This window comes from Polyangium fumosum (genome assembly GCF_005144585.1).
Taxonomy (GTDB): Bacteria; Myxococcota_A; Polyangia; order Polyangiales; family Polyangiaceae; genus Polyangium; species Polyangium fumosum.
The window spans coordinates 111,727-135,422 of the sequence record NZ_SSMQ01000029.1; the positions used below are offsets into that span (position 1 = coordinate 111,727).

Annotated in this window: 28 protein-coding genes; 24 read left to right on the forward strand and 4 right to left on the reverse strand. The window is 66.9% G+C overall.

What is annotated here, in order from left to right:
* Positions 1-50 precede the first annotated feature (50 nt).
* A complete protein-coding gene (locus tag E8A74_RS26080) occupies positions 51-917 on the reverse strand; it encodes a serine/threonine protein kinase (RefSeq protein ID WP_136931781.1) in 867 nt (288 codons plus the stop codon).
* Between the two features lie 1,075 nt (positions 918-1,992).
* Here E8A74_RS26080 and E8A74_RS26085 point away from each other — a divergent pair.
* The 24 genes from E8A74_RS26085 to E8A74_RS26190 all read left to right on the forward strand — a co-directional run bounded on the left by E8A74_RS26085 (position 1,993) and on the right by E8A74_RS26190 (position 21,796).
* Positions 1,993-2,406, forward strand: a complete 414-nt coding sequence (locus tag E8A74_RS26085; protein WP_136931782.1) for a hypothetical protein — start codon at positions 1,993-1,995, stop codon at positions 2,404-2,406.
* A gap of 88 nt (positions 2,407-2,494) precedes the next feature.
* Positions 2,495-2,728 carry an HNH endonuclease signature motif containing protein gene (locus E8A74_RS26090; RefSeq protein ID WP_170229375.1) on the forward strand — a complete coding sequence of 78 codons (234 nt, stop codon included), beginning with the start codon at positions 2,495-2,497 and terminating at the stop codon, positions 2,726-2,728.
* Complete coding sequence (locus tag E8A74_RS26095; RefSeq protein ID WP_136931784.1) at positions 2,725-3,072, forward strand: hypothetical protein; 348 nt, start codon at positions 2,725-2,727, stop codon at positions 3,070-3,072. The genes E8A74_RS26090 and E8A74_RS26095 overlap by 4 nt, the downstream gene beginning before the upstream one ends.
* A gap of 3 nt (positions 3,073-3,075) precedes the next feature.
* Complete coding sequence (locus tag E8A74_RS26100; protein WP_136931785.1) at positions 3,076-3,603, forward strand: hypothetical protein; 528 nt, start codon at positions 3,076-3,078, stop codon at positions 3,601-3,603.
* Positions 3,604-3,607: 4 nt separating this feature from the next.
* Positions 3,608-5,017, forward strand: coding sequence for a terminase large subunit domain-containing protein (locus tag E8A74_RS26105; RefSeq protein WP_136931786.1), 1,410 nt, complete (start codon positions 3,608-3,610; stop codon positions 5,015-5,017).
* A complete protein-coding gene (locus E8A74_RS26110; protein ID WP_136931787.1) occupies positions 5,014-6,378 on the forward strand; it encodes a phage portal protein family protein in 1,365 nt (454 codons plus the stop codon). Before E8A74_RS26105 ends, E8A74_RS26110 begins: the two co-directional genes overlap by 4 nt.
* A 116-nt stretch (positions 6,379-6,494) precedes the next feature.
* Positions 6,495-7,550, forward strand: coding sequence for a phage protease (locus tag E8A74_RS26115; RefSeq protein WP_136931788.1), 1,056 nt, complete (start codon positions 6,495-6,497; stop codon positions 7,548-7,550).
* Between the two features lie 12 nt (positions 7,551-7,562).
* On the forward strand, positions 7,563-7,976 hold the full coding sequence (locus E8A74_RS26120) for a hypothetical protein (RefSeq protein ID WP_136931789.1): 414 nt from the start codon (positions 7,563-7,565) through the stop codon (positions 7,974-7,976).
* 18 nt (positions 7,977-7,994) lie between these two features.
* Positions 7,995-8,942, forward strand: a complete 948-nt coding sequence (locus E8A74_RS26125) for a Mu-like prophage major head subunit gpT family protein (RefSeq protein ID WP_136931790.1) — start codon at positions 7,995-7,997, stop codon at positions 8,940-8,942.
* Positions 8,943-8,959: 17 nt separating this feature from the next.
* Complete coding sequence (locus E8A74_RS26130) at positions 8,960-9,283, forward strand: hypothetical protein (RefSeq protein WP_136931791.1); 324 nt, start codon at positions 8,960-8,962, stop codon at positions 9,281-9,283.
* Positions 9,280-9,705 carry a phage protein Gp36 family protein gene (locus E8A74_RS26135; RefSeq protein ID WP_136931792.1) on the forward strand — a complete coding sequence of 142 codons (426 nt, stop codon included), beginning with the start codon at positions 9,280-9,282 and terminating at the stop codon, positions 9,703-9,705. The genes E8A74_RS26130 and E8A74_RS26135 overlap by 4 nt, the downstream gene beginning before the upstream one ends.
* Positions 9,702-10,157 carry a phage virion morphogenesis protein gene (locus E8A74_RS26140; protein ID WP_136931793.1) on the forward strand — a complete coding sequence of 152 codons (456 nt, stop codon included), beginning with the start codon at positions 9,702-9,704 and terminating at the stop codon, positions 10,155-10,157. Before E8A74_RS26135 ends, E8A74_RS26140 begins: the two co-directional genes overlap by 4 nt.
* Positions 10,154-10,663 (forward strand): hypothetical protein, encoded by a 510-nt coding sequence (locus E8A74_RS26145; RefSeq protein WP_136931794.1) that lies wholly within the window; start codon positions 10,154-10,156, stop codon positions 10,661-10,663. Before E8A74_RS26140 ends, E8A74_RS26145 begins: the two co-directional genes overlap by 4 nt.
* Positions 10,663-12,711 (forward strand): DUF2586 family protein, encoded by a 2,049-nt coding sequence (locus E8A74_RS26150; RefSeq protein ID WP_136931795.1) that lies wholly within the window; start codon positions 10,663-10,665, stop codon positions 12,709-12,711. Before E8A74_RS26145 ends, E8A74_RS26150 begins: the two co-directional genes overlap by 1 nt.
* Positions 12,712-12,724: 13 nt before the next feature.
* Positions 12,725-13,171, forward strand: coding sequence for a hypothetical protein (locus E8A74_RS26155; RefSeq protein ID WP_136931796.1), 447 nt, complete (start codon positions 12,725-12,727; stop codon positions 13,169-13,171).
* A gap of 6 nt (positions 13,172-13,177) precedes the next feature.
* Positions 13,178-13,867 carry a hypothetical protein gene (locus E8A74_RS26160; RefSeq protein ID WP_136931797.1) on the forward strand — a complete coding sequence of 230 codons (690 nt, stop codon included), beginning with the start codon at positions 13,178-13,180 and terminating at the stop codon, positions 13,865-13,867.
* Between the two features lie 148 nt (positions 13,868-14,015).
* Complete coding sequence (locus E8A74_RS26165; protein WP_136931798.1) at positions 14,016-16,643, forward strand: hypothetical protein; 2,628 nt, start codon at positions 14,016-14,018, stop codon at positions 16,641-16,643.
* Positions 16,643-17,230, forward strand: a complete 588-nt coding sequence (locus E8A74_RS26170) for a hypothetical protein (protein ID WP_136931799.1) — start codon at positions 16,643-16,645, stop codon at positions 17,228-17,230. The genes E8A74_RS26165 and E8A74_RS26170 overlap by 1 nt, the downstream gene beginning before the upstream one ends.
* Positions 17,227-17,895 carry a hypothetical protein gene (locus E8A74_RS26175; RefSeq protein ID WP_136931800.1) on the forward strand — a complete coding sequence of 223 codons (669 nt, stop codon included), beginning with the start codon at positions 17,227-17,229 and terminating at the stop codon, positions 17,893-17,895. The genes E8A74_RS26170 and E8A74_RS26175 overlap by 4 nt, the downstream gene beginning before the upstream one ends.
* A complete protein-coding gene (locus E8A74_RS52700) occupies positions 17,892-18,431 on the forward strand; it encodes a hypothetical protein (protein ID WP_170229376.1) in 540 nt (179 codons plus the stop codon). The genes E8A74_RS26175 and E8A74_RS52700 overlap by 4 nt, the downstream gene beginning before the upstream one ends.
* A gap of 2 nt (positions 18,432-18,433) precedes the next feature.
* On the forward strand, positions 18,434-18,841 hold the full coding sequence (locus E8A74_RS52705; RefSeq protein WP_170229377.1) for a hypothetical protein: 408 nt from the start codon (positions 18,434-18,436) through the stop codon (positions 18,839-18,841).
* On the forward strand, positions 18,841-19,986 hold the full coding sequence (locus E8A74_RS26180) for a baseplate J/gp47 family protein (protein ID WP_170229378.1): 1,146 nt from the start codon (positions 18,841-18,843) through the stop codon (positions 19,984-19,986). Before E8A74_RS52705 ends, E8A74_RS26180 begins: the two co-directional genes overlap by 1 nt.
* A gap of 14 nt (positions 19,987-20,000) precedes the next feature.
* Positions 20,001-20,741, forward strand: a complete 741-nt coding sequence (locus tag E8A74_RS26185; protein WP_136931802.1) for a phage tail protein — start codon at positions 20,001-20,003, stop codon at positions 20,739-20,741.
* A gap of 11 nt (positions 20,742-20,752) precedes the next feature.
* Positions 20,753-21,796: a hypothetical protein gene (locus E8A74_RS26190; RefSeq protein WP_136931803.1), complete on the forward strand. Its 1,044-nt coding sequence runs from the start codon at positions 20,753-20,755 to the stop codon at positions 21,794-21,796.
* A 386-nt stretch (positions 21,797-22,182) separates the two neighbouring features.
* Here E8A74_RS26190 and E8A74_RS26195 read toward each other — a convergent pair whose 3' ends face one another.
* From E8A74_RS26195 to E8A74_RS26205, 3 genes are read right to left on the reverse strand one after another with little or no spacing between them, the layout of a single operon-like run.
* Positions 22,183-22,476, reverse strand: a complete 294-nt coding sequence (locus E8A74_RS26195; RefSeq protein WP_136931804.1) for a helix-turn-helix transcriptional regulator — start codon at positions 22,474-22,476, stop codon at positions 22,183-22,185.
* 40 nt (positions 22,477-22,516) lie between these two features.
* A complete protein-coding gene (locus tag E8A74_RS26200; protein ID WP_136931805.1) occupies positions 22,517-22,801 on the reverse strand; it encodes a hypothetical protein in 285 nt (94 codons plus the stop codon).
* A gap of 28 nt (positions 22,802-22,829) precedes the next feature.
* Complete coding sequence (locus E8A74_RS26205) at positions 22,830-23,468, reverse strand: hypothetical protein (protein WP_136931806.1); 639 nt, start codon at positions 23,466-23,468, stop codon at positions 22,830-22,832.
* Positions 23,469-23,696 lie beyond the last annotated feature (228 nt).

The window sequence follows — 23,696 nt, forward strand, 5'->3', positions numbered from 1 at the left end:
AAGCGGCGCATGGGTGCGGCTGGGACATACCGGCCGAAACTCGCCACGGCTTAAGGCTGTTGCAAGTCTCGCCACAATTCAACCGCCGTTTGTGTCCTTTGGGCGACAGTTCGCCGGAGAGCTTTTTCGAGCGCTGGTCCCCAAGGTGGAGGCAAGTCTGCGGCCACGCTTCGGGGCAGTCCATCCAGAATCTGCGATTTTTCAAATTGGAGATCCTGCCCGTGCCAGACTGAGAGCAAGAGCAATCCCGCGTGATAGATATCGGTCTGCGGACCAACATAACCAAACCGGTCCGGGGCGAGGAATTCGGGCGGGAGCATCCACTGGGCAAGCACGGTGCCGAAAAAGTCGATTTCGGTTGCGAGCCTACTGATACCGAGGTCTCCAATTTTGAACGTCACGGAGGATGCTGGCGTCGCATCCATCTCGTTTCTATGCATCAACCAGAATATATTTCCTGAGTGAATATCCTTATGAACATACCCCTGACTGTGGACAAAATGAATGCCACTAAGGATACACCTTGCTATTGGGCGCATCCAGACGCTACCGTCATAGCCCGGCATCGCGAAAAGATCTTTAAGCGTGCCGGTGCAGCGTTCGATAACGATCGAAAATGCGTTCTGGTGTTCAAACCAGCTGTAGACGTGGGTGATATGTGGATGCCGTAGCGTACTCAATGCCTGAATCTCACGCTCCCAATTCGCCTTGATTTCTTCGTACGTTCGGTTACGGGGACTCAGCGTCTTGACGACGAGTGCGTTATCGAAGTCATCGACCGCCTCATGCACGAGGCCAAAGGCTCCGTTACCAAGCCTTTTCCCGACCGTGATGGTTTCTCCCGTAGGAAGGAGGTATCTGTGCCCAGGTTCCGGGAGGACAACCAACCGATCGCGAGTCGTGAGCGTGCGTGCCATATAGGGGAGCGCAGTTACGTCATTCTCACGCGCCGCGCAAGTCCCTCTGGTGGGTCCCCGGGCTGCCGAGAGAGCAAAATATCTACCCAGAATGCGATCAAAAACTGGTTGAGTACCTACATTTGTTGCATATTGTTGTTGATGTCACGGACAGTGGGTTTGGGGGGCACTCAGGGGACCAGCACTTTCGCGCTTTGCAACGCCCACTGACCTCGGCGGGATCGGTCGAGGGCGACCGGGAGGTCGGGGCCGCGTCGAGGGCCTCGCGGTCGGCGAGCCCGGCGCGCGTAAGGGGTCGAGGGCCCCTCGGCTGGCCGGCCGGGCCTCGGCGAAAATCTTCCCCGGGGTCGAGGCGCCCTGACCGCGCTCAACATCGTATTTCCGCCACCCCCGCATCCGGGGGGGTCAGAGTGGCGGAAACCAAGGCGGCGGAAACCCTCCGCGTCGAGCTCGTCGGCGAGCGTCGCGGGGCTCGACGTCGAGGGCTCGATCGTCGGTTCGTCGGAGTCGCACGATGCCGCGGGGGCCGGCGTCGAGGCAGGTGATCGCGGCGTGGTCGAGGGCGACGGCGAGGCCGGGCGGCGTCGAGGGCGTCGAGCCCGGCGCGCGTAAGGGGTCGAGGGCCCCTCGGCGGGCCGGCCGGGCCTCGGCGAAAATCTTCCCCGGGGTCGAGGCACCCCGACCGCGCTCAACATCGTATTTCCGCCACCCCCGCATCCGGGGGGGTCAGAGTGGCGGAAACCAAGGCGGCGGAAACCCTCCGCGTCGAGCTCGTCGGCGAGCGTCGCGGGGCTCGACGTCGAGGGCTCGATCGTCGGTTCGTCGGAGTCGCACGATGCCGCGGGGGCCGGCGTCGAGGCAGGTGATCGCGGCGTGGTCGAGGGCGACGGCGAGGCCGGGCGGCGTCGAGGGCGTCGAGCCCGGCGCGCGTAAGGGGTCGAGGGCCCCTCGGCGGGCCGGCCGGGCCTCGGCGAAAATCTTCCCCGGGGTCGAGGCACCCCGACCGCGCTCGACATTTTATTTTTTGCTTTCTCGGATCACCGGACGGAGCGAGGCTTCGCGAAGGAGGTAGCTTATGGACGGGCTGCGATCGAATTGGGAAGCCGTCGTCGAAACGATCTCCAAGGGAACACGGGATCCGAGGCTCGCGGCGGCGCTCGATATCCGCGCGTCGGGGCGCATCAGCCTGGCGGAAGCTGCTTCGATGCTCGGCGAGCCCACGGCGGCGCCAGGGTGGCGAAGGAAGCTCACCCGACGGCTGCGATACCTCGAACGCATCCACGGCGTTTCACTTCTGGTGCCACAAATCGGACGCCGCGGAACGGTCGTCATGCTCGAGGGGCTGCGCGAGGCGTGTCCGATTCCGGTGGCGTCGGTCCTCGCGATGCAAGAATTCCACGCGCGGCTCGTCGGGATGGAAGGCAGGCTCGGCACTTTCGAGGGAGAGGTCGAACGGTTGAAGTCCCCCGCCGCCTCGAAAAGAGGATAGAAATAGGCCGCGGGCGGCTCCTTTCTCCTCCAAGGGTAGGATGGCTTTACCTTTGGCGGAGACCCCACAACGGCGATACAGGCGCATCGTGCGCGAAGTCCTCGACGCTCGCGGCCGCTTCTGCGAGTGCTGCGGCGTTCCCGCGCGGCACGTTCACCACATCATCCCCTGCTCGATCTCGGGGATCGCCTCGGAGCTCGTGTTCGATCCCGCGAATCTGATCGTGATCTGCAACGATTGCCACATGCTCATGCACCCCCTGATCCGGAGGCCGTCATGGACCAAAGCAGCGAAAGGCCGCGGGATCGCGCTCAATCGTTGACGCCCGAGGAAGCCGAGCGCGCTTCCGCCGAAGGGCGGCCCGCACCGAACCCGGACGCGCCGAAGATGGACGCGGACGTGAAGACGCTCCGGTGGCTTCTCCGCGTTGAAAAGCGCCGGCTCAAGGAAGCCGTGCGCATCGAGCGGGAGCGGCGAATCGTCTTCCCCGAGACGAGCGTGATCCTGCGCGATGTGCATCGGCTCCTCGACGCGATTGCCATCCGCGAAGGGCGCCTCTCCTCGCGCACGGCAACGGCTCCCGAGCCAGGGCGCTTCGAGGGGAGCGCGAACGGAGGCGCAAAGCCTCGGGATGAATTCGACGATTTCCGGAACCTGCTGGAGTAGACCATGAACGGCGGCCGCCCGACCCTCCGCACCCCCGAGGTCGAAAAGCAGATCCTCGACGCGCTTCGGCTCGGTCAACTTCACCGGCCGACGGTGTGCGCGCTCGTCGGGATCAAGCCGCGGACGCTGCGAGATTGGCGAAAGCAGGATCCGGCGTTCGATGCGGCGATCCGAGCCGCGGAGGCGAAGGGCGAAGCGCGGCTCGCCTCGATCGCGACGCAAGGGGCCGCAGACGATCCGCGCCTCGCGCTCGACATCCTGCGCGCGCGGTACCCCGAGAAGTGGAACCGCAGGCATACGCGGGTCGATGGCAACGTGCATGTTGACGTCGCTCGCCCCCCAACGCTCCCCAAGGAGCTGCGCGTCGCGTGGGATGCGGGCGCGAAGAGCGGTTGGAAGGATCGGAAGGCTTGTCGGGAGCTCGAAATCTACTGGGCGACGGGCGAGATCGGGAGGCCTGAGCAGATAGCGGCGCTCGAAAAGCTCTTGGCCGAGCTCAAGGCAAACCCCGAGCCGTACCTCGGGGAATAACTCGATGGCGAAGGCTTTCGGCTATCGGGTGGGCGATTTCTCGTTCAAGGAGCACGGGCGGATAGCTGCGGCCCCCTCCGAAGGCCTCGCGGCGTTCATACCGGCTGTTACGCCAGGCTATGCGCGTCCGGATCATCTCGCTCCGCTGATCGAGCTGCTCGAACGTGCGCGGCGCGAGCCTGTCCGCGCGGTCATCCATGCGCCTCCACGGCATGGGAAGACGGACACGATCCTCCATGCGATCGCGTGGTACTTGCGAAAGGATCCGACCCTCCCGATCGCTTATGCGACGTACGGAATCGAGCTGGCCAACAGCAAGAGCCGCGACGCTCGGGCGATAGCGCGCGCGGCCGGCGTCGAGCTCGACGCGGGCGCGAAGGGCGTCGGCGAGTGGCGGACGCGCGAGGGTGGACGGGCGGTGTTTACCGCGCTGAATGGCTCACTGACGGGCAAGGGGTTCCGCGTCCTCTTCGTGGACGACCCTTTCAAGAACCGAATCCAGGCCGAAAGCCCCACGTACCGTTCGCGGATATGGGACCTCTGGCAGGGCTCGACGATCAACCGCGTCGAGCCGGGCGGGAGCGCGATCGTCCTTGCCACGCGGTGGCATCCCGAGGACCTCTCGGGGCGGCTGATCTCCCAGGGCTGGCAGTACCTTCGCTTGCCTGCGCTCACCGACGACGAGCGCGCGCTGTGGCCCGAACGCTGGCCCGCGGCCGAGCTCGAAGCACGGCGGCGCGAGGTCGGGGAATACACGTGGGCCTCGCTTTACCAGGGCGTCCCGCGGCCGCGAGGCGGGGCCGTGTTCAACGCAGAGCCGGCCCTCTACACCCCCGAGGCCCTCAACGAGGTGCGGGAGTATCGCGACGGGATCGGCGTCGATTTCGCGTATACCGCACGAAAGCATGCGGATTACTCGTCCGCGGTCGTCATGCGCTCGCACGAACCGGAGCGCGGGCGGCGCGTGTACTACGTGCTCGAATGTCTGCGAAAGCAGGTCCTCGCGCCCGAGTTCGCGGCGGACGGGGCGCGGCTGCAACGGGCGCACGGGGGATGCAAGGCGATGGGCTACGTCACGGTGTTTGAAAAGATGATCGTGCCCTTCATGTCCGATCGGGGCTTCACGGTCGAGGCGCGCCGCGTGAAGGCGGACAAGTTCACGCGCGCGCAGCCGTACGCGGCATCCTGGAATGACGGCCGCGTGCTTCTCCCTCAAGACGTCGGCCCGGATTCGTGGGTCAACGTCTTCCTGGCGGAGCATCTTCGATTCACGGGGCAGGACGACGACGAGGACGACCAGGTCGACGCCGGCGCCGCCGCGCATGACCTGCTCTCCTCGCCTGCGGGGCGGATCGCGGGCTCGTTCTCCGCGGCGAACAAGCGACCGGTGAAGCTGACGAGGTACACCCGATGAACCGCGCTCCTCGCGTTCGGTACGCGCAACACGTGTTTGCGCCGCTCATGGGCTGGGATAACGACCGCGTGCGGCAGGCGCTCGAACGGCATGAAGCCGGCGATTTTCGCGAGTCGGCGGACCTCGCGGAAGCACTCTTGACGGACGAGCGGCTCGACGGCGCCCTTCAGCAACGGATCGACGGGCTGCTCGCGCTGCCGCTCTCCTTCGAGGTGTCCACCGAGACGGATGACAAAGACGCGGCGGAACTCGCGCAACGGGAGGCCGCGGAGGTGTGGTGGCGCTTCTGCCCCGAGCCCGTGCTGCGGGACGTGCTCAAGTGGTTGATCATGCTCGGCGTCGCGGTCGTGCAACTGAATTGGACCGAGGAGCGCGGGCAATGGCTGCCCCTGCTCGAAGTCTGGCATCCGCGGGATCTGTGGTTCGATGGGCACGAGGTCACATACAAGGTCGGCACTCCGACCACGCAGATCGCGCTTGGCGCGGATCCGCACAAGTGGGCGATCTTCGCGTCGGGGAGCCAGACCCCTTGGATGAACGGCGCCGTTCGGCGGGTGGCCATGTACTACCTCGCGAAACAACAGATGTTCACGGATTGGGCCCATTACTCCGAGGTCTACGGGCATCCCACGCGCGTCGGTCGGTATCCCGCGGCCCTCGATGAAGCTGAGGAGACGGCGCGGGAGCGCGACGCGTACCAGGACGCGCTCGTCAACGCAGGGAAATCGCCGGTGATCATGCTCCCGGTGGACATCGATAGCGAGGGGAAAGCGGCAGCGGGCTGGGGTTACGAGCTCGTCCAGGCGGACGGCGCGAGCGCGGTCGAGGTGTTCGAGCGCGGGATCCGATACTGCGACAGCGCGGCGGCGATGGCGATCCTCCGGCAGACGCTCACCATGGAACCTGCGCCGATCGGCTCGCATGCGCTCGGAAAGGTCCACAACGCGGTCCGGCATGAGGGGAAGCGGGCGGATACCGAAGGGCTCGCGACGACGGGGCATTTTCAGGTGCTACGGCCGTGGGCGCTGTTCAATTACGGGGACGAACGCCTCGCGCCGTGGCCGAAGTGGGATACGAGGACGCCGGAGGAGCGCGAGGCGCAAGCCGAGGCCGAAGTGCTCGAAGCACGACGGCGCGCGGACGTGGCGAAAGCTGAGGCGGAGGCAAAACGCGCTACGGCGGACGCCATCAAGGCGCATGCGGCGGCGGAAGCTGAGGCGCTGAAGTTGCGCGCCGAGTCGCTCGGTACGCTCGCGGAAGCGCTGGCGAAGCTCGCGGGTGGGTCGGTCGTGGAGCGAATCGACGTCGAGGCGCTCTTCAAAGAGCTGGGGGTGCCGCTGCGCGCTTCGACGGCGGAGTAGACGAGGACGGCCAGGGGAAAATCGTCTCGACAGGCAAAAGGTGCTCGAAAGGAGATCTCCGCGTCCTGTTTCCCCCCAAAGGGTGAGGGAAGCCTATCCCTCGCTGCGCTGGGTGTATGGCTCGAAACGGTCGCGCAACGCTCCGCCTTGTAGATTTGTCCGGGGATCCGCCCGGCGAGGTGCTGCTCTTCCGCGCAGGCGTGAACAAATCGTACAAAGGCCTCCTCCTCTTCGATGAGGAAGCCGCGCGCCGCGTCCTCGCTGACTTCGAGGCGCACGGCGCGGAGCTCTTCTTCGATTACGATCACGCCTCCCTCTTCGGCTTCTCGAAGGGCGCGGGCGAGGCGGCCGCGTGGTTCCGGCCCGAGGTCCGCGAGGGCGCGCTATGGGCCGTCGAGGTCCGGTGGACCGAGGAGGCCGCGGAGAAGGTGCGGGCGCGGAAGTATCGCTACATTTCGCCCGCGGTCGACTACGAGCTCGATAGCAACCGGATAACGCGGCTGATCAACGTCGCGCTGACGAACCTGCCCGCTTCGCACGGGTTACCGCCGCTGATGGCGGCTTCGCAGGGAGCAAAAGGGATGCTGGAAGGCGCGCTCGCACATATCGCCTCGGCGCTCGGGCTCGATCCCGATTCGGCGAGTGAGGACGACGTGATCAAGGCATTTGACGATCACATGGCCGAGGAAGGCGGCGATGAGGGGGACGACGCGTTGAAGGATAGCGACGCGGCGGAGGCCCTCGCGCAGATCCGCATGCTGACCGGGAAGGCGACGACGCGCGAGGCGCTCGCTACCGCGGCCGAGGAGCTGCAAGCGGCGCGCGCGTCGGCCATCGAGGACGAGATCGGCGCGCTCGTGGACCGTGGCATCGCGGCGAAGCTCATCCCCGAGGCCGGGCGGGAGGCATTCGTCAAGCTCGGCCGGAAGGACCTCGACGCGTTGCGGGAACTCGTCGGGAGCACGGGCGAGGATCCCGAGCGGGAGAAGCCGAAAAAGGAACCGCCGAAGGGCGATCCCCCGAAGAAACCGGCGGCGAGGCCCTCCCCTCCGGCAAACCGCTACCAGCAAGCGAGCCTCGCGGCGCGTACGCGGCGAAATGGCGAGTTCGATCTCCAGGTGGCGAAAACCCTGCGGATCGATCCCGCCGCGATGGACGACGGCGACGATTGAAGGAGCTGGCTCATGGTCCGTGACGTCAAGCGATACGGGATCGGCGTCTGCGTCGAGCGGCTCGCGCCGGGGATGAAGGCCGGCGCGGTGATCGAGGAAGGCAATATCGTCTGCGTGGATGCCTCGGGCTACGCGGTCGAGGCGGGCGAAGCCGCGGACCTTCGGCCGGTCGGGCGGGCCTGCGAGACGAAAGACAACAGCGCGGGCCAGGACGGCGCCGAGCGGATCAACTGCGAGCCGGGGACTTATCTGCTCCAGAATTCGAGCGGGGCCGACGTGGTCACCATGGCCGATTTCCTGAAGGACGTGTTCTTCGTGAACGGGGGCCGCGTCGCGAAGACCAGCGGAGGCGGCAAACGCTCGGTAGCGGGGAAGATGATGGGGCTCGACGGGGGCCGCGTGGCGGTCTCGATCGGTCCGCGGTGACGCGAGGAAGGGCGTTCGATGATCATCACGCGTTCAAGCCTGCGGGCGATGTTCAAGGGCTTCCAAATCCTCTTCAAGAGCGGGATGGGCATGGCGGAGCCCTGGGGCTCGAAGGTCGCCCGCACGTTGCCGAGCACGGGCGAGGAGGAAACTTACTCTTGGCTGACCGCGATCCCGGGCCTTCGGCATTGGGTCGGCCCGCGCGTGGTCGAGAACCTCCGATCGCGTAGCTTCACGATCAAAAACAAGCCCTTTGAGAAGACCCTCGGCGTCGAGCGGGAGAAGATCGAGGACGACAAATACGGGATGTACGGCGATTACGCGAGCCTGCTCGGGCAGCAGGCCGCGAAGCATCCCGACGACTGCATCGCGCCGATCCTCCTCTACGGGGAGCAAGCGAGTTACCTCGATCCTCTCGTCGGGCCGGTCTCCCTCGTCGTCTACGATGGCCAGCCTGTCTTTTCCGAGGTGCATCCGGTCGACCAAGACGATCCGGATTCGCCCGTCCAGGCCAACTATTACCCCTCGGGGATGGCCCTCACGCCCGAGAATTACGAGCTCGTCCGCGCGAACATGCGGTCGCTCGTCGACGTGAACGGGCGGCGCATCGGGATCAAGCCGGACACGCTGATCGTGAGCCCGCAGAAGGAGGGCGCGGCGAAGCGGATCGTGGAAGCCGAGACGATCGCCCGCGGCGGCGCGCAGGAGGACAACATCAATCAGGGGACGGCCGAGGTGCTCGTGATCGATGAGCTGAGCGATTCGCCGGGGGTCTGGTTCCTCGCCATGCTCAAGAATCAGTTGATGCGGCCGATCATCTGGCAGGAACGGCAGAAGCCGCGATTTCAGGCGCTCATGAACGGGAGCGAATACGCGTTCGTGAATAACCAATACCTCGCGGGGGTCGACTGCCGGGGCAACGCGGCTCCGGCCGTCTGGCAGAGCATCGCGAAGTGTCGCCCGTAGGGCCGGAGGAAAGGACGATGATTATCGTTACGTGTGTTCCGCCTCCTGGATATGATTCCTACCGCTGCGGGTGGCGCGAAGAAGAGCGCGACGGCAGGAAGGTCCGGATCGGGCTCTGCTGGAAGGCTGGGGCGACCGAGCTCCCGGATGATGCGCTGACGCGCGAGCAGATCGAAATGCTGAAGCGCGATCCCGGGAAGCGGATCACGGTGCGGGAGCTGCCGGGCGTCGAGCACGGGCGCGAGGCGCGCGGGAAGGCGTCGCCCGAGGCAAAGGGCAAGGCGTCGAAGGAGAGCGGCGAGGAGAAGGGCCCGAGCATGGCCGCGACGGGGGAGACGTGAACGCGTACGCCTCGCTTTCGCAACTGTACGCGCTCGGCGTGAATGCGGAGGCGCTGGCTCGCGTGCCGGTGGCGGACCAACTCGAAGGGATCGAGGCCGCTTCGCGCAAGGTGGACACGTACCTCGCGGACCTGCATCCGCCGCTTGCGGTGTTCACCGGGGCGATCGTCGAAGCGACGGCGGCGATTGCTGCCTACATGCTCATGTCCGCTTCGGGCTTCGATCCCGAGCACGACGATTCCAAGAACCTGCGGCAGAGATACCTCGACCAAATTCACTGGCTCGAAGGGCTCGACGGCGGGAAAAAGCTGCCGGGCGTTGTGGGGCAGTCGGGGGTGGGAGGCCGACTGCTCGGGCCTCGTGTGCGCGCGGCGGAGCTGCGCGGGTGGGAACGTGGATGGCGAGGAGGGCGGCGGCCATGAAGCTGTCACGGGTCGCGGGTCGCGGGCTGCTCGAAATGGCGAAGGGGCTTCGAGGTCTCTCGAAGGGATCGCATCAAACCGAGGTGCAAAGGACCCTCGGCAAAGAGGCTGTCGAGCTCGTGCGGGATGGCATCGAGGCCGGCCGCTCGCCCGATGGGGACGCCTGGCCAAAGCGGGCGGCGGATGGCGCGCTCGCGCTACAGCCGCTCGCGGCGCACGTCGAGTATCGTCCGCTTCCGCCGAACCCCTTTGAATGCGCGGTCGAGGTGCGGGTGAATCACTGGACCGCGCATTTCGCGCAACGCGGGACGCTTCAGCATGGGGTCATCCATAACCCCGAGCGGCCGCTCGTTCCGGATGGGCAACCCCCTCCGGGGTGGATTGCGCGCATCCGCGCGGGCGTCGGCGTCGCCTTTTCCGCCGCGGTGCGGCGCGCGGTCAAGGGGGAATGATGGGCGGCTGGGACGAGACGAGCCTCGGGCGATTCGCCAAGGAGCTCCATGCGAAAATGAACGTCGAGGGCCTCGATCTTGCGATCGGAAAAGACGAGGGGCGCGGGCTCGCCTCGCCCGCGCGGCTGATCGTCTCGGTGCCGGAACATGAGGACCTCGAACCTCCGGCGCAGCAAGGCGGCGTGGGGAAACACATCTGCGAGGATCGCGTGATCGAAGCGACGTTCACGGTCTGGGGGAGCTCGCCCGTCGAGGCGGAAAGCGTCTACCTCCGCCTGTTGCAATCGGTGCGGGAGCTCGGGGTGAGCCGACGGGCGCGTGGTTATGGGCGCGTGCAGTGGATCGCGGGGGCCGGGCGCGCGGGTTCGGCGGGGGTCAAGGTGGTCGTCCCGATGTCGATCCGCCTTCCGGTGGTGGACGTCGAGCTGCGGCATGCGCTGATCTTGAAAGCCTCGGCCGAGGGGGAAACGGCTGCGCCCGATGGCTCGAAACGTGAGGGGTTCTGATGCCGAGCGCTGAGATCACGTTTACTGAATTCGGACCGGCGGGCGAGCCGGCATCCGCTGCGCGGGTGGTCGCCAAGGTCGGCGTCTGCGCGGCGGGCTCGACGAATGCCGTCTATGCGTTCGATGTGCCTTCGCCCGTCGCGAAAGCGCTCGGCGAGGGGCCGCTGACGGAAGCGACGGCGCAAGCGGTGCGCGTGTCCAAGCAGCGCACGCTCGCGGTCCCCATCGAGGCGAGTATTCCGGGCGTGCTCGGGCCGATCACGCAATCCGGTCCGGGGCCGGCGCTCCTGCTCTCGGGCGCACCGACGGATACGGCGGCCGTGCGGGTGCGGGTCACGAAGAGTGGGGCGCAGGGCGTCGGGCGATTCCGCGTCTCGATCTCGGGGACGGCGGCCGGCGCAGCGGTCGTTCCACGGTTCGGAACGGAGCTCGTGATCCCGACGCGCAAGGCGGCCGAGGTGACGGGCACGCGGGATCTATCACGGCTCACGTACGCGAAACCGGCGCAGATTCGCGGGGACAAAGACCTCGGGGCCTCGGGCCTCTACGGGTCCGGGGGCTTGCTCGATGGGAAGGACATCGAGGCCAAGATCAACGGCACTGAGGTGACGTGCGTGATCGAGGCCCCGAAGGACGCGGTCGCGCTGCTCGCGCAATTGTCGAACGCCTTTTCCGCGAGCGTGTTCTCACTCGGTGCCGGCGCGCGGCTCGTGTGGGTCTCGAAGGCGATCGGGAAGGCGGCGACGATCGAGCTCCTCGGCGGCTCTGCGCTCGGCGCGCTCGGCCTGGTGGTCGGTTTGAAGCAAGGCGAGGCGGGGGATCTCGACGGGGCGATGCTCGATTTGCAGGAGGACACGGGGGAGGCTCAAACCGTCGAATTCAAGGATCCTCCTGCTGATCCCGCGGCGGTCGTCGCTGCGCTCGGGAAGGTCAAGAACGTCGCTGCGTCGCTCGTAGCTCCGGCCTCGAAGCTGCGGCTTGCGAGCCTCACGGTTGGCGAGGGGTCTGCGCTGGCGATCCTCGGCGGAAGCGCGCTCGAATTACTCGGGCTTCCGAAAGCGGATGTGAAGGGCCGCGAAGCGGACCATACGATTCCGGGCGTCGGCGTGACGATCCAGTTTCCGGCGGCGTCGTTCGTCAAGGATACCGAATACGCCTTTGCCTGCTATGCGCCGGGGTTCTCGGTCGAGGCCGTGATCGAGGCGCTCGACAAGCTCGTCCAGGTGAAGGCGGATTTCCGGATCCTGCATGTCGCTGGCGAGCTCGCGGACGCCGCGGAAACGCGGGCGCTCGCGGAGGCCCTCGACACGAAGATCGCGGAGCTCGAAGCGCTGAAGCGGCCGATCGTCGCGATCATCGGCGCGCCCCTCGGCGAGACGGACGAGGCGCTCGCGGAAGCCTTCGAGGGCTTCGCGTCGCGCCGGGTGTGCGTCTGCGCCCGCGGCGCGTGGCTGCGCGGTGGGACGCTCCAAGGGTCGTTCTTGCGCTCGCAATCGTGGGCGGCCGCGTACAAGGCTGCGGCGATGCGGTTCTCGTCGGATCTCGGCAACCACGATGACGGGCCGTTGAAGGAAGTCGACGCGCTTCCCGTGGACGAGGGGCTCGCGACGGTGAAGCTCCGGGCCGCGCGGCTCACGGTCATGGATACGAGCGGGGGAAACGTGTACTTCGCCCGCGGGCTCACGATGGCGGACGAACGGAGCCGTTATCGGGATCTGAACGTGACGCGCGTCATGATCGAGGCATACCTCGCGGCGCAGCCGGTCCTCGACAACGAGATCAACAACGATCCACCGCTGCACGAGGACGGCACGCTCGAAACGAACACCGCGGGCGCGATCGACCGAGCGGTCACGAATGCCCTGGCAAGCGCGCTGATGCCCGACCACGCGAGCGCTGTCCGGGCGCGTGTCATCCGCACGGACAACATCTTCGAGACGAACTTCCTTCGGGCGACGATGACCGTTGTCCCGCGGGGGCAAATCTACGGGGTCTCGGCTGAACTCGGGCCGGGCCTGTTGACCGACAACGAGGAGGAAGGCGGCTGAGATGGGGCAAACCGTGACGACTCCGCGCGGGGAATTCGCTCATGATGATCTCACGATCACGGCGATCCTCCACAACGGCAAGCGGCACACGTTCACCACGTGTTCATCGCTGACCTATGGCAATGGCCTGTCCTCCAGCACCGTCGGCGGGACGCAACCCGGGCCGAAGGCGCACGGGGGCCGGAAGGCCGAGCCGAAGTGCGAGATGGAGGTTTCGCGAGGCGAGGAGGACGAGCTGCGCGGGAAGCAGGGAGACGGCTGGATCTATCGGACGGTGGATCTGCAAATCGTTTATTCGCTCCCGGGCCGGCCGGACATCATCGATCGCGTGGAGACGTGGCTGCCGCTTGGGGATGAGACCTCTTCGCAGGCCGGGGATCCCTCGATGACGAAGCTCGAAGGGAATTGCCTCAAGGTGATCAAGAACGGGATCGATCCATTCAAGAAGCCGAGGAGCTGAGCGAACATGCGCAAGCTGACGGATGACGTACGGGCAGAGCTCCGCCGGACGCACGGCGGGGATCTGCGGGTGATCGAGGTCGAGGGACACGAGGGGCTCGCCCTCGTGGTGAAGCCCCCGGATCGGAAGGCGTGGGCAGCGGCGTTCGATGGCCTTGCAAAGCCGGCCGGGCGCGTGGATGCGCTCCATAATCTGCTCGTCGACTGCGTGGTGTGGCCCGAGGCGGCCGCGCTGCCGGCGGTGCTGGACGAGGTGCCGGCGCTGCCGGAGCTCGTGTGGCCCGTGCTCGCGGGGCTCGCGGGGGCGCCCGAGGACGAGCTGCAAGCCATGCCGCTGTTGAAGCTCGGGGCCGAGGAGCGCGCCGAGCTCGCGGCGGCAGGCCTGACTGAGGGCAGGCTCGCGGAACTCGCGGCGACCGCGCGAGGGCCCTCGCAACGGGTCGCGGTGCGCATGCCGACGGGACTCTGGCTGTTGAAGTGTCCGAGTTCCGCGCATTATGCGGCGTCGCGGCGGCTGAGCGCGCAGGGCAAGGTCTTCGAGGGGCTCTATCGCCTCTCGCTCAACGCGATCGAATGGCCGACGGCTGAAGCCGTGGCGGCGGTGTTCGAGCGTGCGCCGGGGCTCGCGAGCGCCGTCGGCGAGGTGGTGATGGAGCTAGCCGGCGCGGAGGCAAAGCTTCGCGTGGGGGGGATCTGAGCCTGCTGCGACAGGCGCGGACAGATTTGGGCCTGGTCGCAGACGGGCTCGTCGAGCTTAGCGGCGCGGACGCGGACGCGGAACCGGCACGCGCTGCGGCGCTCACAATCGCGGCGTTTCTCTACTCCAACATCCGATGGCCTGACCTATGACCGTTTCCGAGAAACTCGTCCTTCGTGAAGACGTCGCGCGTCCTGCGGCGAAGGCGGCGGAGGGCGTGGAACGCCTCGCGGGCGCGCTCGGCGAACTTGGGGCCGTCGAGGTGGACACGCAAGCGGCCGCAAAGATCGAACGGACGGCGAAGGCGGCGGCCGCAGCGCAGGATCGGGCGACAGAAGCGGCAAAGCGCGCGGCCGCGATCCGGGAGAAGGCATCAAAGACCGACGCGAAGGCACGCGAGGCGGCCGGACGCGTGGCAGACGCGACGCGCGAGGCGGAGGACAAGGCCGCGGCGACGGCGAAAAAGGCCGCGGCGCTCCGCGAGCAGGCCACGAAGGCCTCCGAGAAGGCAGAGGAAGCCGCGGCGCGCGCGGCGCGGCTGCGGGAGACGGGCGTTGCATCGGAGAAGGCAGACAGGGAGGCGGCGAAGGCAGCGGCGAAGGCAGCGCGGCTTCGGGCGAGCGCGGAGAGGGCCGAGGAGGAGGCAAAGGAGCGCTCGGCGGCGGCGTCGAGGGCGCAGTCGTCCGCGGAGCGGCAAGCGGAACGGCTCGGCGAGAAAGCCGCCAAGCAAAGGGCGTCGGCAGAGCGCGCGGAAGCAACGGCGAAGAAACGTGCGGGTTCCGCGGAGCGCGCGCAATCCGCCGCGAACAAGGCGAAGAGCAAGGCCGAGGAGGCCAGCGCGAAGCGCGCGGCGAAAGCCAAGAAGGACGCTGATAAGGCGGCCGCACGGGACGCCAAGAAGCTCCCGGCGGGGATGAGCAAGACCGAGAAGCGCTTGCTGGATTCGATCCACAAGTTCAATCCGGCGCAGGAACGGCGTGAGGCGATGCTGGAGAGGCAACTGCGCAAGATGCGGGAGGGGGCGCGCGTCGGCGTTGATGAGCCATCCAAGGAGGGGATCGGCGGCGGATGGGAGACCCTTCAACGAGGGGTGAAGGCCGCGGCGCTCGCGGAGATCGCCTCGCGCGTCGCCTCGGGCGCGGGGCGGGCTGCGTTCGATCTCGGGGCCGCGGCCGTGGATGCGGCTGCGTTTCGGGAGGATGCGACGCGGGCGCTCGCGATTTTGCGCAAATCCAAGGGAGACGCGGATCGGGTGCTCCTGACAGCCATCCAGACTGCGGACGTCATCGGTCAAGGACGGAGGGACGTGCTCGGGCAGTTCGTCGGATTGCTGGGACAATTCGAGGACGTGGGCCTGGTCGATCGAATCGTTCGCTCGATTGCCGATCTCGGCACGGTGAACCCCGAGGCCAACATTGATTCGATCATCCGCGCGATGGGCAAGATCCAGGCGCAGGGGTACCTCCAAGGGGACGAGCTGAACATGCTCACCGAGGCGGGCCTCGCGGCAAACAAGGTGTACGGGCAGCTTGCGCAGCGGCTCGACAAGACAACCGACCAGATCAAGAAAATGCAGGGGGCGCAGCAGCTATCCGCCGCGGACACGATCGAGTCCATCCTGGGGGCAATCAACGAACAGGCAGGCGGCAAGGGCGCTGGGCTCGCGGCGCGCGCGAAGTCGTTCGAGGACATCTCCGGCGCGCTCGGTCGGCTCCGCGCAATGCCCGGGAATCTGCTGATGGACCTTGATGTGACGCCGGGCATGCGCGCTTTCAAGTCCTTCGTGGGTGGGGTGCTCGAGAGCCTCGATCCTGCGGGGCCACGCTGGGCGAGGATCACGGGGGCTCTCGGGAGGATTCTCAACAGCACGTTCGGCGGGATGTTCGGGGACCAGGATCCGGGGAGGTACATCGATCGCCTGGTCGCCAAGATGGAGCAGGCGGAGCCGATCATTTCGGCCGCGGTTTCGGGGTTCCGGACGGGACTCGGCGGAGTCCTTGGCGTGTTCGAGAAGCTCGATGCGATGAACGCAGGACCGCTCGGCGAGCTCTCCAAGTTTCTCGGGGTCGACAAGGTCCCCTGGATCGAACGCGTGGCGCAGGGGGTGGGTCTGATCGCAGGCGTGGCAGGCGTCGCGGTCGGGGTCGTCGGGGCGCTCGCGGCGAAGTGGGCGTCGTTCGTCGGGGCGGTCTACACGGGGATCCTGGCCTCGTACGGTTATGTCGCGCATTTCGCGGAGCAAGTCGGGGGATTGCTCTCCGGCGAGGGCCTGGCGGAAGCCGGGCGTTCGGCGGGGACCGCGATCGCTGATGGCCTGGTCGGAGGCATCCGCTCCGGGGCGCTCGCGGTCGCTACCGCGGTGAAGGCCATGGCCGGTGGGGCGATCACGACGGCCGAAAAGACCTTCGGCGTTGCCAGTCCCTCGCGGGTCTTTCTGGGGATTGGTCACAATGTGGCGAGCGGCGCGGAGCTCGGCATCAGTGGCGGCGCGGGGCGCGTGATCCGCGCCGCGGAAAACATGGCACTCGCGGCGACGCGCGCGGCGAACGACAACGTTACGACCCCAAAGGCGGCCGGGATCGGCGGAGCGGGGACCGGATTGGGGGCGGGAGGCCGTGCGACGGGGCGCGCAGGGCAATTCGGCGGAGAACGCGTGGTGATCAACATTGAAACGATCCAGATCATCGTCCAGGGCACGGCGACAGAGCACGACGGGGAAGCCGTCGCCCGCGGGCTCTGGGCCGAGCTGCAACGCATCGCCGAGGAAGGGGCCTGATGCCGATTCCTGCGCCGAGCGAAGACCCGGACGTCTGGGATACCGTGACCCTCGGGCCGGGCGATCTTCCACCGAACCCTCGCGAGGGGACGGCGACGCTCAAGGTACAGCCGAAAGCGAAGCTCGATACGAAGCGAAAGGCCGGCGCGTCGAAGCCTACCACGACGAATGCAGCGCGCGAGCTCGCCGAGGTGACGATCACCGTGCGTTTCACCGAGGCCCTATGGCCCGACATGGAAGCAGCGCTCGAGCGGCTGCAACCGGGGAGCGGCCCGCACAAGATCGGGCATCCGAAATGCCGCCTCGCGAAGATCAACGCGGTCTCCATCGAGTCGTATGAGGGGCCGGATTGGGACGAGTTCCAAGTCGGGACGATCGTTTGGCACTGCAAGGAATGGGCGCCTCCGCCTCCAGCCGAGGTAACGGCGAAGAAGCCTGACGCGGTCCAAACCCCGAGCACGGCCGTCTCCTACGAAAACAAACCGTGGCATGAGGTGAAGCCGGGGAGCACAATCGCGCACAAGGGCGTCGGGGCGCTCTTCGCCACGGCTGCGGCCAAGGCCGCGGCGGGAGCGAACCGGCCGTGAGCCTCGTTCAAATCGGGTCACTCGAAGTGATCTCGCTGCGGCTGTCGATGCCGCTCGCGGGGGCGTGGACGGCGGAGGCGGAGGTGGACACGGCCGAACCTCTCGCGGGGCCCGCAGTGATTGCCCTGGGCGTGGAAAACGCCGCGCCGGTCGAGTTTTCGGGGACTGTGCTCGAAAGCCGGGCCTTCGAGGGGCGCGCGCGGGCCTTCATCGTCGGCGGGCGTGGAGGCCTTCGGCGCGAGCTCCCTCCGCGGCAATATCAACTCGCTCCGCCTCGGCTCATCGTCTCGGCGATCCTCCGCGAGGCCAATGAGGACGCGGGCGAGCTCGAAGGGCTCGACGGGCTACCGGTTCTCGCGCGATGGGTTCGAGCGCGTGCGAGGGTGGCGGAGGGCCTCAACGTCGTTTGTCGAAGGGCGGGTGTCTCGTGGAGAGTTCGTCGGAACGGTACAATCCGCGTGGGTGTCGAGACCTGGCCCGCGTACCACGGCCGCCCCTTCTGCATCTCGGAAGACGGCGCGCATGCGCGGGCGGTGTACGCGCAAGAGGCTCCAGACATCGAGCCGGGAATCCTGCTCGAAGGGCGGCGCGTGGGGCGCGTGGTCCACCGGGTCGACGATGCGGGCGCCTTTCGGACCGAGGTCCTTTTCGAGGAAGCGCCATGAGCGCCGAACGCGAGCGGGAGATCCTGCGGCGGCTCGTGGCGCAATCGCTCGCGGTTCCACTGCAATACCTGGCGGTGCATGATGCCACGGTCGTAGCACAAGGGGCTGACGGGACGCTGGATCTGCGCCTCGACAGCGCGGAGATACCCGGTTTGTCGGGCGTCCCTGTCTGGCTCGGTCTGCCGGGGATCCGCGTCGAGGTGGCGAAGGGCGCCCGCGTGAAGGTCGGCTTTTCCGAGGGGGATCCGGGCAAGCCCTTCGCGGGGCTATGGGAGACGGACGCGGCCATGATCCGGATCGTTCTCGGCGGCGGCACGAAGGCCGTTGCAAGGGTCGACGATGCCACGGATTCGGGGACGCTCGTCCTCCGCACGGTCACGGAACCGGCGGCCCTCTGCACGATCGAATGGAAGCCGCCCGGCTCGGCGGTCGCAATCGTCCTCGGGGCCCTCGGCGTTCAGGTCTCCGGGCCTTCCATCGTGGAATTTCCGATTCGGGGCATCATCACGAGCGGGCTCGCCTCGTTGCTGGGATAACTATGGCAATCGACTACGGCGACGATATGAGCACCTTCGGGTCGGACGGCTCGATCGATATCGATTTCGAGGCGGTCGTCGAAGGGCCGCGCGTCGTCCTCGAAGCCGTGGCGCGTCGATGGCTCATGAGCTCGGGCGCGCTTCCCTGGTCGCCCGCAGAGGGCGTCAACGTCCTCCGGATGATCAACGCGGACCCCTCGCCGACGAACCTGTATCGCCTCGGCGAGCTCCTCGAAGGCGAGGCGCTCCAGGAGCCGGGCGTCGTCGGGGCCTCCGTGCGGGCGGAGCTGCGGGGCGGCGTGCTCTTCATCGTCGGACGGCTCGACCTGGCCGAGGGGAGCTACCTCCTCACGGTCGAGACGGGCGAGGCGCGGCGCGTCTTGTTCCGGTCGCTCGGGGAGGCCGCGTAATGGGCGCTCCGTCGCTGGCGGGGCTGCTCGCGGCTCGCCGAAAGGACGTCATCTTCGAGGACCTGCTCGAAAAGGCTCACGGGCTCGGGCTGCGCGCGCGGGGCTGGGATTCGAAGCGGATCGGGCGCGTGCTCCTCGAAATCGAGGCGCAAACGGTCGAGGCGTGGGAGGCGGCGAGGATTGCGATCACGCGCGGCGGGTACCTCGGCGACGACGAACAGGGGCCCTTCGGGGCGTGGCTCGATCTCGTCGCGCTCGGTTGGTTCCAAGAGCTGAGGCGCGAGGCCATTCCGACCGAGGGGCGGATGGTCTTGACGGAGTTTGCCGATGATTCGCTGCACGTCATTCAACCGGGCGAACTCGCGGCGGTCTTCGGACCGGAACTCCCTGATCCGCTCCGGTACGTGAATGTCGACGGGGGCACGCTTTCGAAAGGCGGAACTCTCGCGCTCACCTTCCGCGCGGAGGCGCCCGGCGCGCGGTACAACGTCCCCCCTTCGACCGTTTCGTTTCTGAATACGCCTCTCCAAGGCGTCCGCATCTCCAACCCAGCGGAGCCCGCCACGGGTACATGGATCACGAGGGCCGGCGCGGACGAAGAGAGCGATCCGAGCCTCCGCGCGAAGTGCCGGGACAAGTGGGGTTCCCTCGGCGCAGGTGGGAACCTCGCGGCGGTCCGGTACCGGATCCGAAAGGCGGCTGAACTCTTCGGGCTCTCCGTCTCGCGGTTTCGCGTCCGCGACGACAACCCGAACGGGCCGGGGAGTGTCGACGTCTACCTTGCCAATCCGGCCGGGCCAGCGTCGGCCTCCGAGGTAAAGGCGGTTCGGGGCTACCTCGCGGGATTGAAGGCCGTGGGGACGGGGCCGCTGCGATGCTTCTCGGCGACGCTGCTCGAAGTGCCGATCGTCGCAGGCCTACGAAACACGACGAACCCGCACGCCGTCGCGGAGGCGATCGGGAGGCTCGTCGCGCTGCAATCGGATTACCCGCTCGGCGAGGCTCTCTACCGCGCGCGGCTGATTGAGGAGCTCGTGGACGTCGCCAGCGGGACGGTCGATGTTCGTCTCGTGTCGCCCGCGCGGGACGTCCTTCCAAAGATGACGGACGCGATCGTCTTCGTCCCACAGATCACGCTGCTTTGACGAACCGAGGACGCATGGCCGACGAGTTTCGAGAGCTCCAGCGCGGCAACATCCCCGACGGCGGGCAATGGACCGACGCGGAATGGCTACGTGGCCCGAACGCGCAGGCCTTCCTGGCTCTGCTCGGCGAGACCAAGGACACCACGCTGGACGAACTCCGGGCGGCCATCAAAGCGCGCTGGCCAGGGATCGGGCCGCCCGATGCGCTGCGATGGCAGGGTCAAGGCTTCGATATTGAACGCTTCGAGGGGGAGACCGACGAGGCGTACCTGGCGAGGCTGGAACGGGCCTGGGAGACGCATCAGCGGGCGGGGACGGCGGGCGCGATCGAGGAAAGCCTACGGGCCTTCGGGCTACCCGATGTGCTCGTGATCGAGGATTGGCAAGGGCGCTTCGCGGAGGGGTCGTGGTATTCGAGGTTTTGGGTCGTGCTCGGGCCGGATTTCGGGCTGCTCGGGATCGAGCCGTTGCGAATGCCGTTCCTGTTGGGGGAACCTACGCTCGGAACGACGGCGACCGAGGTTCAGGTTCGGGCCATCAAGCGACAGATCCTCAAGTGGAAGGATGCGCACGGCTATCCCGTCCACGTGATCCTCCGCTTCCGGGACGCCCCGATCCTCGGCCTCGGGCTCGCGCTCGGCTTCAAGCTCGGCGGCTCCGAGGGGAGCGGCGTCGCATTCTGGCCGATAGGCGCGGGGAACATGCTTGGCGAAATGTCGATGCCGTTCCGGCTCGGCGGTGGTTACGACATCTGACGGAGGCGGTCATGGCTTACGATTTCATGGGCTCGATGGTCTTCCATGCCTTCGTTCGCATGCTGAACGACGGGGAGCTCGTCAATCACGAATCCCTCTACCGTCTCGGGCTGGTCCGCCTCGCGGATCGGACGGCGTACCTCCTCGATGCCATCGGCCGGGCGCGCGCGGAGCTGGCCAGTGTGGCGAACGGGACGAGGGCGACGCTTCTCGGCTCGAAGCGGCTGTCCACGTTTACGCAATATGACGCTGAGACGAACCCGGGCGGCGAACTCGGGCCGGGTGGGCTGCTCGATGGGAAGACCCTTCTCCTCGGCGAGGACTCGGGACCGGCTGAAATGGTCCAATTCGTTGCCCCGTTGACGCCTGCGGACATCGCACAGCAGATCAAGGCTGGCGCGCCCAAGAACAAGGACGCGAGCCTCGACGATGGATCCCGGCTCGTGCTCGTCTCGAAGACGTTGGGCGCGAGTTCCTCGCTCGCGGCGAGCGGGACGGCGGCGGCGGTCCTCGGACTCCCGAGCGGGACGGCTACGGGAACGGGGGCGATTGATGATGGCGCGTCTCGGATCGGCTTCTTCGAGTATGGCGCGGTCGCTACGGGAACCGTCCGTTCGGCCCTCGTCGGGCTGATCCAGGCGGTAGACAAACTCGGGAAGGCGAAGGCTGCGCTCGCCGGGGATACGTTCACGGGGCCGGTCACGTTCGCGGGCCCGGTCACGTTCAAGTCGGGGACGCAGGACACGGTCTTTGCGAATGCGCCCAATGCTGACGCTGTCCTCGACGCGAACACGGCAAACGTCGTCCTCTTGCCGATCTTGACGGCGAGCCGTACCTACACGCTGGCAGAGCCCTCGGGGGGCGCGCGGCGAATCCGGATCGTGCGCCTCGCGGTCTCGGGATTCGGGGCGACGTTCCGACGGCAGGATAGCGCGATGGTCGGATTTCCGCCGAACGGCCAGGCGTGGGCGGAGTTCACGCACTTCGACGATGGGGCCGGCGCGCGGTGGCGCCCTACGGCTTGGGGCGGGAGCGTTTCGCAGGTGATTTGGTAGTCTTCCGGGGCGAGCTCGGGCGCCTGGCCCGTCGGGCGTCTTTCTTCGACCAGCCCTTGATCAAGCGGCAAGTGCTCCACTGGAGCTCAGACGCCATTCTGCGGACCGTCTGGTGGAACTCGTCCTCATTCGTCAACTCGTACCCGAGGAACATATCTCTTCCCTCTCCGGGGACGGGCAGCATACTCCAATAAACGTAAACACGCCCATCACTGCCGAGCGCAATCTCCCCGGTAACTGCCCACGCCAGGAGAGGCCAATGCCCGAGCCGCGCGAGTTCTTGTCGAGAAATGGCGAGCCCCATAAACCAACGCCGGCCCCGCTTCGGGCGGCCACGCACGTAGACGCGCCCATCCGTCGCACACACGAAGTCGCGTTTTGCGGCATCATCCTGCGCGCTTGACATGGCTTCCCGGGTCGCTCTGTCGACCCCTCGACAGCAGATCCTCCAACCCGCTGGGAATCACGTCCTGGACCCGGACCCCGAGGCCCACGGCGATCTTCACACACGTTTCGACCGTGGGATTGACGCGCCCTTGCTCGATGCTGGACAAGGAGCCTTTACTCACGCCACTCGTATCGGCGAGATTGGCCAACGACATTTTCCGGTTGTGGCGCAACTCCCGGATGCGGTCGCCAAGGGGCTTGAGAAGTGGTTGGGTTGTTTTCCGGCGCGGCATGGAGAGTCCTTAAGGCGAAGGAGCCCCGGGCGGATCGTAGTCAGCGCTTCCCCTTGCTCTTCGGGTTCGTTCGACGGACTTCCGCTGTGATATTGAAGGCGATCTTGTGCATTGCATTTGCTGCGCATTTCGCTTCCTCGGGCGTCAATGCGTAGCCCTGGAACATGCGGCGTCCCTCGCACTGCTCGGCGCTCAGGTGCTCCGCATTCACGTAGACAAGGCCATCGGAGCCGAGCGCGAGCTCGGTGGTCAACTCCTCCGATTCCTTCTCCTCGGGGGACGTCGAGGGCGCAGGCTCGCCTCGCTGGGTCTGCTTCTTTGCCATTGTTTTTTACCTTCCTTGCTGCGCTCCGTCAGAGCGGGTGGCGGAGTTCGATATGCGTGAGACACCCGCGAAAGAGGTTCGTGATCCCGAGGGCAACCTCGTGCGGGTTGTTGGTCTCGATGGAAAGGAGCGCGATGACCTTTTGCTCCTCGAGCTGTTCGAGGGCACGGTTCAGATCGGATCGGCGGACCTCGGGCAGACGCGCGCGAACCCAAGCGACCGGCACCGGCTCGCGGGTGGTTGCGCAAAGGCGTGTGATAGCGAAGAGCACGAAGTAAGGGAGCTTGTCGCAATCCGGGAGGCGCTGGATATACTGTGCCTCTCGGACAACGTGCTCTGCCGCGCTCAAATATGCGGGCGATAGCCGGAAGATGTTGTGGAGCAGAATCTCGCCGATGTGCTCCAGGGGGATCTCGCCTTTGCGATGCAGCGGCGGAGGCGGCAGGAAGCTCGCCAAGGGCGGCGGGTCGAGGCGCGCGGCGAGGTGCTCGCGGGCTCGGCGCAGCGGGGTGCCAAGGAGCGCGAGAAAGGCGAAAATGAGATCGAGCCCTCGACGATGCCAGGGCACAGGCGGCCGGGGATCGTACAACGTGTCGCGCTTGTCCTCGGGGGGCGCGCTGGGACGAACGCCCGAGGCCGGCGGCGCGGCGCTTCGTGCGGAGACCACGGCGGTATCGTCCCCTTCCATTGTGTCGATTGGTTGCGCGGACATAAGACCTCCAGGCGAATAGATGCCCGCTGCTCGGGCGGATCACGGTGCCCAAAGACACGCGTCCCCTTGCGAGCCGCACGGGAAATACACGACAAGCGAAGAGGGCCGCGCGTCGACCAGTGCGCCACGCCGGCTCCTCCTTCTCTTGGTCTCTCGCCTGTATAGTCGGAGGATGCGCGCGGT

What these genes read in the sequence shown, in the direction of transcription:
- E8A74_RS26080 (WP_136931781.1), bottom strand. Translation starts at nt 917, where the DNA reads ATGGCACGCACGCTCACGACTCGCGATCGGTTGGTTGTCCTCCCGGAA.
- E8A74_RS26085 (WP_136931782.1), top strand. Translation starts at nt 1,993, where the DNA reads ATGGACGGGCTGCGATCGAATTGGGAAGCCGTCGTCGAAACGATCTCC.
- E8A74_RS26100 (WP_136931785.1), top strand. Translation starts at nt 3,076, where the DNA reads ATGAACGGCGGCCGCCCGACCCTCCGCACCCCCGAGGTCGAAAAGCAG.
- E8A74_RS26105 (WP_136931786.1), top strand. Translation starts at nt 3,608, where the DNA reads ATGGCGAAGGCTTTCGGCTATCGGGTGGGCGATTTCTCGTTCAAGGAG.
- E8A74_RS26110 (WP_136931787.1), top strand. Translation starts at nt 5,014, where the DNA reads ATGAACCGCGCTCCTCGCGTTCGGTACGCGCAACACGTGTTTGCGCCG.
- E8A74_RS26115 (WP_136931788.1), top strand. Translation starts at nt 6,495, where the DNA reads ATGGCTCGAAACGGTCGCGCAACGCTCCGCCTTGTAGATTTGTCCGGG.
- E8A74_RS26120 (WP_136931789.1), top strand. Translation starts at nt 7,563, where the DNA reads ATGGTCCGTGACGTCAAGCGATACGGGATCGGCGTCTGCGTCGAGCGG.
- E8A74_RS26125 (WP_136931790.1), top strand. Translation starts at nt 7,995, where the DNA reads ATGATCATCACGCGTTCAAGCCTGCGGGCGATGTTCAAGGGCTTCCAA.
- E8A74_RS26130 (WP_136931791.1), top strand. Translation starts at nt 8,960, where the DNA reads ATGATTATCGTTACGTGTGTTCCGCCTCCTGGATATGATTCCTACCGC.
- E8A74_RS26140 (WP_136931793.1), top strand. Translation starts at nt 9,702, where the DNA reads ATGAAGCTGTCACGGGTCGCGGGTCGCGGGCTGCTCGAAATGGCGAAG.
- E8A74_RS26145 (WP_136931794.1), top strand. Translation starts at nt 10,154, where the DNA reads ATGATGGGCGGCTGGGACGAGACGAGCCTCGGGCGATTCGCCAAGGAG.
- E8A74_RS26150 (WP_136931795.1), top strand. Translation starts at nt 10,663, where the DNA reads ATGCCGAGCGCTGAGATCACGTTTACTGAATTCGGACCGGCGGGCGAG.
- E8A74_RS26160 (WP_136931797.1), top strand. Translation starts at nt 13,178, where the DNA reads ATGCGCAAGCTGACGGATGACGTACGGGCAGAGCTCCGCCGGACGCAC.
- E8A74_RS26165 (WP_136931798.1), top strand. Translation starts at nt 14,016, where the DNA reads ATGACCGTTTCCGAGAAACTCGTCCTTCGTGAAGACGTCGCGCGTCCT.
- E8A74_RS26170 (WP_136931799.1), top strand. Translation starts at nt 16,643, where the DNA reads ATGCCGATTCCTGCGCCGAGCGAAGACCCGGACGTCTGGGATACCGTG.
- E8A74_RS52700 (WP_170229376.1), top strand. Translation starts at nt 17,892, where the DNA reads ATGAGCGCCGAACGCGAGCGGGAGATCCTGCGGCGGCTCGTGGCGCAA.
- E8A74_RS52705 (WP_170229377.1), top strand. Translation starts at nt 18,434, where the DNA reads ATGGCAATCGACTACGGCGACGATATGAGCACCTTCGGGTCGGACGGC.
- E8A74_RS26180 (WP_170229378.1), top strand. Translation starts at nt 18,841, where the DNA reads ATGGGCGCTCCGTCGCTGGCGGGGCTGCTCGCGGCTCGCCGAAAGGAC.
- E8A74_RS26185 (WP_136931802.1), top strand. Translation starts at nt 20,001, where the DNA reads ATGGCCGACGAGTTTCGAGAGCTCCAGCGCGGCAACATCCCCGACGGC.
- E8A74_RS26190 (WP_136931803.1), top strand. Translation starts at nt 20,753, where the DNA reads ATGGCTTACGATTTCATGGGCTCGATGGTCTTCCATGCCTTCGTTCGC.
- E8A74_RS26195 (WP_136931804.1), bottom strand. Translation starts at nt 22,476, where the DNA reads ATGCCGCGCCGGAAAACAACCCAACCACTTCTCAAGCCCCTTGGCGAC.
- E8A74_RS26200 (WP_136931805.1), bottom strand. Translation starts at nt 22,801, where the DNA reads ATGGCAAAGAAGCAGACCCAGCGAGGCGAGCCTGCGCCCTCGACGTCC.